At 75.8% G+C, this 12,920-nt stretch carries 13 protein-coding genes and 1 tRNA gene; 6 read left to right on the top strand and 8 right to left on the bottom strand.

Annotated features, from left to right (window positions below):
• Window positions 1-58: 58 nt before the first annotated feature.
• Window positions 59-1,555, bottom strand: a complete 1,497-nt coding sequence (locus ACYVOF_RS16640; protein WP_460868390.1) for a threonine/serine exporter family protein — start codon at window positions 1,553-1,555, stop codon at window positions 59-61.
• A 234-nt stretch (window positions 1,556-1,789) separates the two neighbouring features.
• Here ACYVOF_RS16640 and ACYVOF_RS16635 point away from each other — a divergent pair, with 234 nt between their 5' ends.
• Window positions 1,790-2,419: a maleylpyruvate isomerase family mycothiol-dependent enzyme gene (locus ACYVOF_RS16635; protein ID WP_460868388.1), complete on the top strand. Its 630-nt coding sequence runs from the start codon at window positions 1,790-1,792 to the stop codon at window positions 2,417-2,419.
• An 80-nt stretch (window positions 2,420-2,499) separates the two neighbouring features.
• On the opposite strand, the gene ACYVOF_RS16630 is transcribed toward ACYVOF_RS16635, so the two are convergent.
• Both ACYVOF_RS16630 and ACYVOF_RS16625 read right to left on the bottom strand, forming a co-directional pair.
• Window positions 2,500-3,066, bottom strand: coding sequence for a dihydrofolate reductase family protein (locus ACYVOF_RS16630; RefSeq protein ID WP_460868386.1), 567 nt, complete (start codon window positions 3,064-3,066; stop codon window positions 2,500-2,502).
• Between the two features lie 6 nt (window positions 3,067-3,072).
• Complete coding sequence (locus tag ACYVOF_RS16625) at window positions 3,073-3,447, bottom strand: nuclear transport factor 2 family protein (protein ID WP_460868384.1); 375 nt, start codon at window positions 3,445-3,447, stop codon at window positions 3,073-3,075.
• A 55-nt stretch (window positions 3,448-3,502) separates the two neighbouring features.
• Here ACYVOF_RS16625 and ACYVOF_RS16620 point away from each other — a divergent pair.
• The 4 genes from ACYVOF_RS16620 to ACYVOF_RS16605 all read left to right on the top strand — a co-directional run bounded on the left by ACYVOF_RS16620 (window position 3,503) and on the right by ACYVOF_RS16605 (window position 6,378).
• A tRNA-Thr gene (locus ACYVOF_RS16620) sits at window positions 3,503-3,575 on the top strand.
• Between the two features lie 51 nt (window positions 3,576-3,626).
• Complete coding sequence (locus ACYVOF_RS16615) at window positions 3,627-4,265, top strand: hypothetical protein (RefSeq protein WP_460868383.1); 639 nt, start codon at window positions 3,627-3,629, stop codon at window positions 4,263-4,265.
• 6 nt (window positions 4,266-4,271) lie between these two features.
• Window positions 4,272-4,547, top strand: coding sequence for a GNAT family N-acetyltransferase (locus tag ACYVOF_RS16610; protein ID WP_460868502.1), 276 nt, complete (start codon window positions 4,272-4,274; stop codon window positions 4,545-4,547).
• Window positions 4,548-4,635: 88 nt separating this feature from the next.
• Window positions 4,636-6,378, top strand: coding sequence for an ABC transporter ATP-binding protein (locus ACYVOF_RS16605; protein ID WP_460868381.1), 1,743 nt, complete (start codon window positions 4,636-4,638; stop codon window positions 6,376-6,378).
• A gap of 28 nt (window positions 6,379-6,406) precedes the next feature.
• Here ACYVOF_RS16605 and ACYVOF_RS16600 read toward each other — a convergent pair whose 3' ends face one another.
• The 5 genes from ACYVOF_RS16600 to ACYVOF_RS16580 form a co-directional block, all read right to left on the bottom strand.
• A complete protein-coding gene (locus ACYVOF_RS16600; RefSeq protein WP_460868379.1) occupies window positions 6,407-6,829 on the bottom strand; it encodes a VOC family protein in 423 nt (140 codons plus the stop codon).
• A 33-nt stretch (window positions 6,830-6,862) separates the two neighbouring features.
• Entirely contained in the window at window positions 6,863-8,083 is a 1,221-nt protein-coding gene (locus ACYVOF_RS16595) for an RNA polymerase sigma factor (protein ID WP_460868377.1), read from the bottom strand.
• On the bottom strand, window positions 8,080-8,439 hold the full coding sequence (locus ACYVOF_RS16590) for a YciI family protein (RefSeq protein WP_460868376.1): 360 nt from the start codon (window positions 8,437-8,439) through the stop codon (window positions 8,080-8,082). Before ACYVOF_RS16590 ends, ACYVOF_RS16595 begins: the two co-directional genes overlap by 4 nt.
• Before the next feature lie 115 nt (window positions 8,440-8,554).
• On the bottom strand, window positions 8,555-9,730 hold the full coding sequence (locus ACYVOF_RS16585; RefSeq protein ID WP_460868374.1) for a diguanylate cyclase domain-containing protein: 1,176 nt from the start codon (window positions 9,728-9,730) through the stop codon (window positions 8,555-8,557).
• Between the two features lie 68 nt (window positions 9,731-9,798).
• Complete coding sequence (locus ACYVOF_RS16580) at window positions 9,799-11,202, bottom strand: AIM24 family protein (protein ID WP_460868501.1); 1,404 nt, start codon at window positions 11,200-11,202, stop codon at window positions 9,799-9,801.
• A gap of 117 nt (window positions 11,203-11,319) precedes the next feature.
• Between ACYVOF_RS16580 and ACYVOF_RS16575 the strand changes: the two genes are divergently transcribed.
• On the top strand, window positions 11,320-12,864 hold the full coding sequence (locus tag ACYVOF_RS16575) for a serine/threonine-protein kinase (RefSeq protein WP_460868372.1): 1,545 nt from the start codon (window positions 11,320-11,322) through the stop codon (window positions 12,862-12,864).
• Window positions 12,865-12,920 lie beyond the last annotated feature (56 nt).

Below are 12,920 nucleotides of genomic sequence, written 5' to 3'. Positions count from 1 at the left end.
CAAGATCACCTTAGGAGTGGCGGTGGGTCGTGGACAACACGAACCGGGCTGGAGGTGCTCAGGACCCCCCGGGTCGGACGTCGGCCGGTCCGGCGAGGGGCGGGCCGGTGACCCGGCGCTCCAGGCGGCTCAGGCCCTGGCGCACGGGCAGGGCGAACCACTCGCCCAGGACGACGCCGGAGGCCAGCGCCGCCGCCGTGGCCAGCGCGCCCGCCAGCTCGGCGGAGCCGGTGGCCAGGTCGTTGCTGGTCAGCGCGTACATCGCCCGGTAGATCGCACCACCGGGGAGCAGCGGGGTGATGCCGGCGACGGCGATGACCAGGGGCGGGATGCGGGTCCGCCGGGAGATCACGCCACCGGCGAGGCCGACCACGAGGGCGGCCACGGCGGTGGAGAGCACGATGCCGACGCCGAAGCGGGTGCCCAGGCCGTAGAGCAGGTACCCGGCGCCGCCCGCGACGGCCGCGGAGAGCACGGCCTTGCGCTCGGCGTAGCTGGCCAGGGAAAAGGCCGCGGCGGCCGCGGCGGCGGCCACCACCTGCACGGGCAGCCGGGCGAACGACTGCGGAGCCGTCCCCAGCGCGGGCAGCTCGATGCCGAGGCCGGAGGCCAGCTTCAGGGCCAGCGCGATGCCGACGATGATGCCCGCGGTCAGCACGACGACCTCGAGGAAGCGGCCCGCCGCGGTGACCAGCGAGCCGGTGATGGCGTCCTGCACGGAGCCGACCAGCGACAGCCCCGAGAGCAGCACGATGATGCCGGCCCCGACGATCTGCGACGGCGCGACGTCGACGCCGATGCGGTCCTGCACCGCGTAGAGCAGCGCCGCCGGGACCGTGGCGATGAACGCGCCCAGCACGCGCACGAAGAAGAACGGCAGGCCGGTGCGGTTGACGACCCGGCCGACCCGGTCGATCGCGCCGGTGGTGAGGAACGCGACGACCGCCACGAGCACGCCGCCGCCGAGCAGCACGGAGACGGCCGCGGCCATCGTGGCCCAGGCGAGGGTGGCGACCCGACGGGGGTAGGGGTGCGGGGCGCGGGTGAGGCGGTCGAGCTCGGCGTGGGCCTCGGCGGGGGAGAGGTGGCCCAGCTGCGAGCTGCGGACCAGCCGGTCGACCTCGGCGAGGCGGGTGTAGTCCATGGACCGGTAGCGCACGACGCGCATCGCGCTCACCGGGGTGTGCTGCAGGCCGCGGTGCGCGCTGACGGTGATGCAGGTGAAGGTGACGTCGACCTCGACGTGGGGCAGGCCGTAGGCCCCGCACACCGCCACGATGCCGGCGATGCAGTCGCTCGAGCCGGTGCCCGAGGAGAGCAGCACCTCCCCGACGCGCAGGCCCAGCTCGAGCACCTGGGTGACGTGGGCGTCGTCGGCCAGCCGCTCGTCGGGGCGCACCGCGAACGGGGCGGCGGGGATCATCCCCGACGGGGACGCGGCGCCGGCCGGGGGCGTGGCGGGGCCACCCTGGGGACCGCGCCCGCGGGGTCGCGCGCGGCGGGCGGCGGCCGCCCACTGCTCGACGCTGCCCCGGCTGGGACTGCGGTCCGTCATCGGCTCTCACTCCTTCGCTCGCGGCGCGCGCTCGAGTTGCGCGCACCCGGTGTCTGTGGTGGCTCGAGGGCCGCGACCCATGATCCAGGTGTGTCCAGGACCGTGCCACGAGGGTGACGCACGTGACGGCGGCGGCTCGTCTTGTGCCCGGTCACCGCGCGGGGTACCCATGGGGCCGCACCTGCGCCGGGGCCGCCGGGGTCCCGGGCCGGTGCCCGTGAGGAAGGCTGTCCCGTGGCGCCGACGAGTCCCTGGCCGAGCATCGCCTACGAGCGCCTGGCGCTGGCCGAGGACCTGGCCGACGTGCACGGGTCGAAGTGGGACCACGAGTCGCTGTGCGCGGGCTGGAGCAACCGGGTGGTGCTCGGGCACGTGGTGGCCACCGCGAAGCTGACGCCCCCGAAGTTCGCGGTGGGCATGGCGACCGCGTTCGGCAAGTTCTCCCGGTTCTCCGACAAGGCGGCCCGCAGGGAGGGCGCGCGGCACCACAGCGAGCTGCTCGGCGAGCTGAAGGACCTGGCCGTCTCGCAGGACGCGCCTCCGGGGCCGGTCGACGCGTGGCTGGGCGAGATCATCGTGCACGGCACCGACATCCGGCTGCCGCTGGGCATGGCGCACGAGTACGCGGTGGCCGACGTGGTGCGGGTGGCCGACTTCTACGCCGGCTCGAACGCGCTGACGGGGGCCAGGAAGCGCATCGACGGCCTGGCGCTGCGGGCGACGGACGCGGACTGGTCGCACGGCACGGGGTCCGAGGAGGTCGTCGGGCCGCTCATCCTGCTGGTCATGGCCATGACGGGGCGGAAGGGCGTCGTGCTCGACGGCCTCAAGGGCGACGGCCTGGACGTGCTCACCTCCCGGTAGCCCCCGCCACTGGAGTGCCGGTGGTCGTCATCAACGCGGGATGAACGCCATTGGCGCTCCAGTGGTGATCCTCGGTGCGGTCACGCGGGGCGGACGGGGCGGAAGCGCAGGGCGGTCGCGCCCGAGGCGAACGTCCGCCGGTCGACGAGCTCGAGGGCTACGCGCTCGCGCAGACCGTCCAGCAGCCGCGGCCCGTGCCCGGCCAGAACCGGCTGCACGACGAGCTCGTACTCGTCGATCAGGTCCAGGTCCGCCAGCGCCCGGGGCAGCGTCACCCCGCCCACCCACAACCCGTCGCCGGGCTCCTGCTTCAGCCGTCGGACCGCCTCGCCGAGGTCGCCCCGCACCAGCTCGGCGTTCCAGTCGACGGTGGTGAGCGTGCCGGACACGACGTGCTTCGGCGCCCGGTCGATGGCCTCGGCGAACGGGACCTCCCACTCGTCCATCCAGCCGGGCCAGGTGCCCGACGCCGGGCGGCGCCACGCCTGCTCCATCATCTCGTAGGTCACCCGGCCCAGGAGCAGGGCGTCGGCGCGCGCCATCTCCTCGCCCCAGTAGCGCATCGACTCCTCGTCCGGCGGGAGGCCCGCCTCGTGGTGGCAGCAGCCGTCGAGGGTGACGTTGATGGAGTACCGCAGCGGCCTCATCCCCGGCTAGCCGGTCCACTCGTCGGACTCGGTCATGGCGGTCTGCTCGAGGGCCTCGGCGAGGCTGTCGTGGCGGAAGATCGTGGCGACCCGGTCGTGGACCACCCGGAACGCCGTGGCCACCGTGGTGGTGGCCGGCTCGGAGGGCGTGGCCAGCTCCGCCTCGGCCACGACGATGCCGTCACGGTAGTAGGTGCGGCCGACGGTGAGCGTGGCGCCGAGGCCCTCGGCCCAGCGTCGCACCGCGGTCTTGCCCTGCAGCGAGGCGTCCGCCCCGCCGAGGTCGACGTCGTCGGTGCAGAGGTCGAGCAGCGTGTCCACGTCGCGGTCGTTGAGGGCGTCGTGCCAGGCCAGGACGGTGGCGATCTCCGAGGTGCTCATGGCGGCGACGGTATCGCTCTAGGCTCCCGGGTGCGGCGGGCCGAGCCCGGCGCAGGCCGACGTGGCGCAACTGGTAGCGCACCCGACTTGTAATCGGGCGGTTAGGGGTTCAAGTCCCCTCGTCGGCTCGCCCCGGTGACGGGGTGGCCGTCGCGCGCGGCGACCGACAGGCTGCGGGGATGACCGTCGTGCGTGCGTCCTCCCCCGCCGACCTCGACGCCGTGCTCGGCGTCGCCGGCCGCGAGCCCGTCGGCGGGGTGGACGCCGACCGGTACCGGCGCGAGCTGGACACCGGCTCGTACCGGCCGGCGTGGACGTGGCTCGCCGTCGACGGGGACGCCGTGGTGGGTCGGGCGGTGTGGTGGGGCCGGCCCGGGGCGACGTCACCGTCCGCGCTGGACTGCCTGCGGGTCGACGGCGACCGGGTCGAGGTGGCCGCGGCGCTGCTGCGGGCGGGGCACGAGGCGCTCGGGTGCACCCCGGACCTCGAGGTCGACGTCGCGCCCGGGTGGCGGGACGACCCCGCGGCCGTCGCAGCACTGGCGTGGCGGGAGGCGGCGGCGCGGCGGGCGGGCCTGAGCCACCGCCTCGAGCGGCTCTCGTTCACCTGGACCGCGGACCGGGGTGTGCCCGCACCGTCGTCCCGGCTGACCTTCACCCCGGAGCCCGACGACGACGTGGTGCTCGACGTGCTGGCGCAGGTGGCGGTGGGCAGCCTGGACGACCTGACCGTGCGCACCGTGGCCGTGCTGGGGCCCGAGGCGCAGGCACGCGACGACCTCGCCTTCTACGCCGGCCTGCCGGGGAGGCGGAGCTGATGGCGGCTGGCGCGGGACGCCGACGGCGCGCTCGTCGGGCTCGTCGTCCCGTCCCGCAGCGCCTACGACGCCAGCGTCAGCTACCTCGGCGTGGTGCCGGAGCGCCGCGGTCGGGGTCACGTCGACGAGCTGCTCGCCGAGATCACCCGGCAGCACGCGAGCCAGGGCGCCGAGCGCATCACGGGGACCACCGACACCACGAACGCGCCGATGGCCGCGGCCTTCGACCGGGGTGGGTACGCGCTGACCGGGGTGCGGGTGGTGCTCTCCGCGCCGGTCTGAGACCTGTCGGACCCCTGGCGACGCCCTGGGCACGGGGTCCGACGGGCGCGCCGCGCGGCCCCGTCGTCCCCACCGCAGACTTGACCGCGTGACCGCACCCAGCACCCCCCGCGACGCCGGCCTGCGCCAGCTGCTGCCCTACCTGCGCGAGCACCGCACCGCGCTGGTCGTCGTCGCGCTGCTGTCGCTGGTCACGGCGGGCACCTCGCTGGCCCAGCCCCTGCTGGTCAGCCGGGTCATCGCCGCGGTGCAGCAGAGCAGCCCCGCCGGCGGCCTCGCGGGGCTGCTCGCCGCCGTCCTCGTCGTCGGCGCCGCACTCAGCGCGGTGCAGTCGTTCCTGCTCGCCCGCACCGCCGAGGGCGTCGTCCTCTCCACCCGGCGCACCCTCGCCCAGCGGCTGCTGGCCCTGCCCGTCATCGAGTACGACCAGCGCCGCACGGGTGACCTCATGTCGCGCATCGGCACCGACACCACGCTGCTGCGCGCCGTCATCACCTCCGGCCTCGTCGACGCGGTCGCGAACGTCCTCGTCGTCATCGGTGCGGTGGTGCTCATGGCCGTCACCGACGTGGTGCTGCTCGCGGTGACCATGACCGCCGTGGTGCTCGGGTTCGTCACCATCGTCGTCGCGTCCAAGCGCATCCGGTACCTGTCCAAGCTCACCCAGGTGCGGGTGGGGGAGATGACCTCGGCGGTGGAGCGCTCCCTGTCCGCCGTGCGCACCATCCGCGCCAGCGGGGCCACCGACCACGAGGCCGAGGGGGTGAACGTCGCGGCCCGCGAGGCCTACACCGTCGGCGTCTCCACCGCGAAGGTGCAGGCGCTGGTGCAGCCGGCGACCACCATCGCGACCCAGGGCTCGTTCCTGGCCGTGCTCGGCATCGGCGGCGCGCGCGTCGCGTCCGGGGTCATCACCGTCGGGGAGCTCGTCGCGTTCGTGCTCTACCTGTTCCTGCTCATCTTCCCGCTGGCCCGCCTCGCGCAGAGCTGGACGCAGCTGCAGACCGGCCTCGGCGCCCTGGCCCGCATCGAGGAGCTGCGCACCCTGCCGTCGGAGACCGACCACGACGTCGTCACCGGGGCCACCGCGCCGGCCGGCGCGCCGGCCCTGGAGCTGCGCCACGTCGACTTCACCCACGCCGACGGCACCCAGGTGCTGCACGACGTCAGCCTGCGGGTGCCGCGGGGGGCGCGGGTCGCGCTGGTCGGGCCCTCGGGGGCGGGCAAGTCCACCGTGCTCTCGCTGGTCGAGCGGTTCTACGACGTCACCGGCGGGGCGGTGCTGGTCGACGGTGTGGACGTCCGCGAGGTGGCCCGCGACGCGCTGCGCGCCGGGCTCGGCTACGTCGAGCAGGACTCGCCGGTCCTCGCCGGCACGCTGCGGGAGAACCTCGTGCTGGCCGCGCCGCACGCCACCGAGGCCGAGCAGCAGGCCGTGCTCGAGGCCGTCAACCTCGGCTCGGTGTCGCGCCGCTCCCCGCTGGGGCTCGAGGCACCGGTCGGCGAGGAGGGGGTGCTGCTCTCCGGCGGGGAGCGCCAGCGGCTCGCGATCGCCCGCACGCTGCTGGCCCGCCCGGCGCTGATGCTGCTCGACGAGCCCACCGCCAGCCTCGACGCCCGCAACGAGCAGTCGCTGCGCGACGCCATCGACACCGCCGCCTCCGACGGCCGGACCCTGCTCATCGTCGCCCACCGGCTCTCCACGGTGGTCGACTCCGACCAGATCGTGGTCCTCGAGGACGGCCGGGTGGTCGGGGCGGGCACGCACACCGAGCTGCTGGCGTCGTCGTCGCTGTACGCCGAGCTCGCCGCGTCCCAGCTGCTGGTCTGAGCCGCGCCGGTCTCGGGTCGGGACCGGCCTAGAAGAACTGGTCGATGAGCACCGGGTGGCCGTCGGGGTCGGTCAGCATGATCGACGCCGGCCCGGTGCTCGTCTCGTCCACCGGGTCCGCCACCTCGACGCCGGCCGCGCGCACCCGGGCCTGCACCTCGCGGACGTCGGTGAACTCCTCGAGGCGCTCGCGGCGCCCGGTGAGCCCCGGGGTGAAGGTCAGCATGGGGCGGTCGAACATCCCCTGGAACAACCCGATGCGGGCGGCGCCGTTCGTGAGCACCAGCCAGCCCTCGTCGGCCTCCCCACCGGTGACGACGAACCCGATCGCCTCGTAGAAGGCGCGGGACGCGGCGAGGTCCGCCACGGGCAGGGACACCGAGAACGCCCCGAGCTCGAGGGTGCCGGGCAGCCCGGCCTCGGCGCGCCTGACGGTGGGCAGGTCGTCCATGCCGGGCAGTGTGTCGAGCCGGAACGGGAGGCGTCAACGCCCGTCCAGACCCGCCCGCCGGGCCAGCAACCACGCCCGCTCGACCTCGTTGCCGGTCCGGTCGGCAGCGGCCGTGTATTCGTCCCGGGCCTCCCCGTCCCGGCCCAGCCGGCGCAGCAGGTCCGCCCGCACCGCGTGCAGCACCGGGGAGCGGTCCAGCTCGAGCTCGTCGACCAGGGCCAGCGCCGCGGCGGGACCGTCCCGCTCGGCGACGGCGACCGCCCGGTTCAGGGCCACCACCGGAGTGGGGGTCAGGGCCAGCAGCTGGTCGTAGAGCGCGACCACCTGCGCCCAGTCGGTCCCGGCGGACGACGCGGCGTCGGAGTGCACCGCCGCGATCGCCGCCTGCACCTGGTAGGGCCCCGGGCTGCCGCGGCGCAGGCACTCGCGCACCAGGTCCTGGCCCTCGGCCACCAGCTCGGTGCGCCACCGCGACCGGTCCTGCTCCGCCAGCGCCACCCCGCGCCCGGCCACCACCCGTGCCGGACGGCGGGACTCGGTGAGCAGCGCCAGGGCGAGCAGGCCCGCCACCTCTGGCTCGTCGGGCAGCAGCTCCCGCAGCCCCCGGGCCAGCCGCACCGCCTCCGCGCTGAGGTCGGCCCGCGCCAGCTCGGGTCCGCCGGTCGCGGTGTGGCCCTCGGCGAGCACCAGGTACACCACGGCCAGCACCGAGCGCAGCCGGGCAGGCAGGTCCGACTCGGACGGCACGCGGAAGGGGATGCGGGCACCCCGGATCTTCGCCTTGCCGCGGGAGATGCGCTGGGCCACGGTCGGCTCGGGGACGAGGAAGGCGCGGGCGATCTCGGCCGTGCTCAGCCCGGCCACCAGCCGCAGCGTCAGCGCCACCCGGGTGGCGGGGGCCAGCGCGGGGTGGCAGCAGGTGAACAGCAGCCGCAGCTGGTCGTCGCGCACGGCCCCCACCTCCGGGGCCTCCGGCTCGGCCTGCAGCCGGGTCAGCGCGGCCAGCTTCTCGCGGCCCACCGCCTCGCGGCGCAGCCGGTCGATCGCCCGGTGCCGGGCGGTGGTGATGATCCAGCCGGCCGGGCTGGGCGGCACCCCGCGCAGCGGCCAGGTGGCCACGGCGGCGGTGAACGCCTCGGCCACGGCGTCCTCGGCGAGGTCGAGGTCACCGAGGGCCCGGGTCAGCACGGCCACCGCACGGCCGTGCTGCTCCCGGAACACCGCCTCGACGCTGCCCGCCGCCGGACCCGTCACGACCCGACGAACGGCCGCACCTCGACGGGCAGACCGATCGCGGCCACGGACCGACGCCCCCACTCCAGCGCCGCGTCGAGGTCCGCGACGTCGAGCACCGTGACCCCGCCGAGGTACTCCTTGCCCTCGGCGAACGGCCCGTCGACGAGGAGCACCTCGTCGTCACCCGCGCCCCCGCCGGGCCGCACCGTCGTCGCGGTGGCCGGCGCGTCGAGGCCGCCGGAGAACACCCACACCCCGGCGGCCCGCTGGTCGGCCTGCAGCGCGGCGACCCGGGTCATGATCTCGTCGAGCTCGGCGGGCGACGGGGGCGTGCCGTCGGTCGGCGTGACGACGCTGAGCAGGTACTGGGACATGGTGACCTCCTGGTCTGCCGGCGTCCCGGCGGGTCCGGGGCGCTCCACCTCCGAGACGAACGGGGCGGCCCGTCCTCGACAGCACCGGCCCGACCGCTCCGGCGGGGAGCCGCCGTCACGCCTGGGCGCGGCGCGCGGCCCGCTTCTCGGCGAACATCTCCGCGTCCGCCACGGCGAGGACGTCCTCGAACGACGTGGGGTACGCGGAGAGCGCCACCCCCACGCTGACCCCCACCTGGTGGCGGCCGAGCCGGCCCACCACCGGCTCGGCGCACGCCCGGCGCATCCGCTCCGCCAGGTCGTCGGTCACCTCCGCGCCCGCCCCACCGTGCAGCGGCACGACGACGACGAACTCGTCCCCGCCCGCCCGCGCCACCAGGTCCGAGCCGCGCACGCAGGACCGCATGCGGGCCGCCAGCACCCGCAGCACCTCGTCGCCCGCCAGGTGCCCGGCGGTGTCGTTGACGGCCTTGAACCCGTCGAGGTCGAGCACCAGCACCCCGAGCCCGCCACCCTGGGCCACCACCTCCGCGCCGCGCTCCATGAGCAGGGCCCGGTTGGCCAGCCCGGTCAGCGGGTCGTGGTGCGCCGCGTGCGCCATGTCGTCCCGGCTGGCCTGCAGCGCGGCCGTCATCCGGGCGTGCTCGATGGCGAGGGTGGCGTGCTCGGCGAACAGCTCGAGCACCTCGCACTGGGCCCACGTGGGACGGCGCCCACCCTCCGGAAGGTCGACGCTGAGCGCGCCCACCAGCACCCCGGTGGACGTGGTCAGCGGGGCGAACAACGCGTCCATCGGGTGCCAGGCGCCGTCCTGGTCGACCGCGGGCGCGTCGGGGACCCAGGAGAGCATGGTGTCGCCGTCGACCCCCGCCAGCGTGTGGTCGAGGAACCGCAGCGCCCCCCAGTGCTCGGCGCGCTGCAGCACGCGCGACCACTGTTCCTCGGGCTCGACCATCCCCAGCAGCTCCTCCCGCGCACCGGGGTGCCCCTCGACGGAGACGACCTCGAAGTCACCGGTCTCCCGCCGCAGGTTGATCACGACCACGCCGAAGCAGGTGGCCTCGAGCACGCCCCGGGCGACGGCGTCGAGGGTGTCGGACAGGTCGAGGCTCGCGTGCACCCGCTGGGTCACCCCGTGCAGCACCCGCAGGGCGACGACCTCGTCCGGCGCGGCGGGCGGGACGGCAGGTCCCGGCGCGGCGGCGCGCCCGGGCACGGGGAGGGCCGCCACCGCGCGCACCCCGCCGAGCGCGCGCAGCAGCCGAGCCGCCACCGAGCGTGCCCCCGTCACGCGACGACGGTAGCCGGGGGCCGGCGGGCTCGGGAAGGGATGGCGCCCCCGGAGCGGGCCGGTCCCGGTCAGCGGCCGAGCAGACCGCCCAGCGCGCCGCCGACCCCGGCCTGCTGTCCACCGCCGGTGCCGCCGATCATCCCGCCCGGGGGCTCCTCGGACGGCTGCACGACGACGAAGCCGCGCCCGGAGAAGCTCAGGGTGAACCGCTCGCCCGTGCTGCGGCCGATGAGCGTGCCCAGGTTGAGCTGGTCGTTGCGCTGCACCCCGGTCTGCAGGCTCGCCGACCAGCAGACCGCGGCCTGCGGGTCGGCGAACGTCGGCTGGTCCACGGTGAGCACCACGGGCGTGCCCTTGGTCGTCACCGCGATGCGGCCGCGGCCGGTGAACACGCAGTTAAACAGCCCGGCCCCGCCCGCCATGGCGGCGCCCTGCACGCGCTGGATGCTGTACTGCAGGCTGGTGTCGAACGCGAGCACGTTGGCGCCGTTGATGGTCAGCCCGTCGGACCCGTCGAGGTCGATGAGGTGGACGTCGGAGTTGTTGTTGGCCAGGAACAGGTCGCCCTGGCCGGAGACGCTCATCAGCGGGACGCCCTCGCCGGAGAGCTTCTGCTTGATGGCGTTGCCGATGCCGCCCGCGCCGAGGGCCTTGAACTGCATCTGCCCCTGGTAGGCGACCATCGAGCCCGCGCGGGCCATGACCTCGCCGTTCATCCCGACCTTGCACATCTTGCTGCCCTGCAGCTGGATGCCCGGGCCGCTCACCTCGGCGTGCTCGGGGGAGAAGAGGTTGCTCTGCATCGGGGGGCCTCCCTGGCTGGCGGGCACGGCGGGTGGTCGAGGGGCGACGGCGGCGGACGGGGGCGGTTGGGGAACCGGCGGAGCCGGGGCAGCGGGCGGTGGTGCGGCAGGCGGGGGTGCGGCGGGCGGTGGCGCCGGGGCCGCGGCGGCCGGCTCGTCGTCGACGGCGATGCCGTGGTCGGAGACCACCCCGGCCAGGCCGGAGTCGTACCCCTGGCCGACGGCGCGCACCTTCCACGCCCCCTGCCTGCGGTAGACCTCGACCCCGAGCACGGCGGCCTCGGTGCCCAGGCCGGTGACGTCGAAGCCCACCGCCTCGGCGCCGGTGGCGTCGTGCACGACGACGCGCAGGAACCCCGCCCCGGCGAACGTCGCCGGCCCCGAGCCGTCCAGGCTCGCGGCGACGAGCACGGTGCCGACGTCGGTGGGGATGCGCTCGGTGTCCACCCGGACCGCGCTGACCCCGGCGGGTCCGCGGGCGAGGAAGTCGACGCCCGGGCCGGCCGGGTGGTTGTAGAAGACGAGGTCGTCGTCGCTGCGGACGCGCCGGTCGGGGCCCAGCAGCAGGGCGGAGACGTCGACCGCCGAGGCGCACGTGACCGACACCGTCACCACCGACGACGGCGCCGGGCAGTTCTCCCCGCGGGCCAGCTCCCTCACCCCGCCCAGCCTGCCACGCGACCCTCCGGCCAGGTAGGTCACACGATTCGGTGCCGGAGCGGGCAGGCTGGTACCCAGGGTCGGGACGCAGGGTCGACGCAGGCAGGACCGGGGGTGAGGTGGGACGTGGTCACACCCGGGTACGTCGTCGGCGGGCGCTACCGGCTGCTCGAGCGCATCTCCACCGGCGGCATGGGCGCGGTGTGGCGGGCGCGCGACCAGGTGCTCGACCGGGACGTGGCCGTCAAGCAGGTGCACGGCTCGCCCCTGCTGGACCCGGCCGCGACCGCCGAGCAGCGGGAGAACACCCTGCGCGAGGGCCGCATCGCCGCCCGGCTCAGCCACCCGCACGCCGTCGCGATGTACGACGTGGTCATCGACGACGGGGACGGGGTGCGCCAGGGCCGCCACGGCGACGGCAGCCCCTGGCTGGTCATGGAGCACGTGCCCTCCCGCAGCCTGGCCGCGGTGCTGCTGGCGGACGGCCCGCTGGACCCCCGGGTCGCGGCCCGGGTCGGCGCGCAGCTGGCGGACGCGCTGGCCGCCGCCCACGCGGTCGGGATCGTGCACCGCGACGTCAAGCCCGGCAACGTCCTCATCGCCGACACCGGGGACGGCGCCGGCCCGCTGGGACCGGTCAAGATCACCGACTTCGGCATCTCCAGCGCCCGGGGCGACCTCACGGTCACCGTCACCGACCTCGGTCGGATCACCGGCACCCCCGCCTACGTCGCCCCGGAGGTCGCGCGGGGCGACGAGGCCACCGGCGCCAGCGACGTGTTCTCCCTCGGGGCGACGCTCTACACCGCCGTGGAGGGCCAACCACCCTTCGGTGCCGACCAGGGTGCCGTGGCGCTGCTGCACCGGGTGGCCGCGGGGCGGATCGACCCGCCGCGGCGCAGCGGCCCGCTGACCCCGGTGCTGCTGGCGGTGCTCGACCGCGACCCGGCCCGTCGCCCCGGCATGGCGGAGGTGCGCGACGCGCTCGCCCGGGTCGCGGCCGGCGCGGACACCGACGACGCGGCCGCGACCTCCCCGGCTGTGGCGGGGCGCGACCGGGGTCGCGCGGGCCGGGTGCTGGCGGCGGCCGGGGTGCTCACCGCCCTTCTGCTCGGCGCGGCGCTGCTGCTCACCGGCCGCGACACCCCGACGGCCCCGGTCGCGGACCCCGCGCCGATCACCACGCGCGCACCGGCGCCCACGACCGCGCCCCCGAGCACGACCACCCCCCGCACCACGACGACGGTGCCGACGTCCACCACCACGCCGCCCCCGACGACCACGACAACACCCCCGGCGACGACACCCCCGCCGACGACACCCCCGCCGACGACACCCCCGCCGACGACCCCGTCGCTCGCGGCCGGCGCCCGGGCCGAGCAGGCGGTGCGCGACTACTTTGCGCTGCTGCCCGGCGGCACCGAGCAGGCCTACTCCCGGCTGGGGCCGACCCTGGCCGCCCAGGGGTTCCCCGCCTACGACGCGTTCTGGTCGGGCCTGAGCGGGTTCGAGCTGCGCAGCGCGACCGCCGGCGCGGACGGCTCGACCGTGACGACCGTGGAGGCGTTCCAGCGCGGCGGCACCACCATCGTCGAGCGGCACCGCCTCGGCATGGCCACCGTCGACGGCCAGGTCGTCATCGACACCGACACGCTGCTCGGGCCCGGCTGACCTCGAGGGCGGTCTGTCCGGTTCCACCACGCAGGGTCACCGGGTTGCTCTCGTGC

The organism is Rhodococcus aerolatus (genome assembly GCF_054783215.1).
The sequence above is the reverse complement of the archived record's forward strand: the minus strand, read 5'-3'. Positions and strand labels throughout refer to the sequence as shown.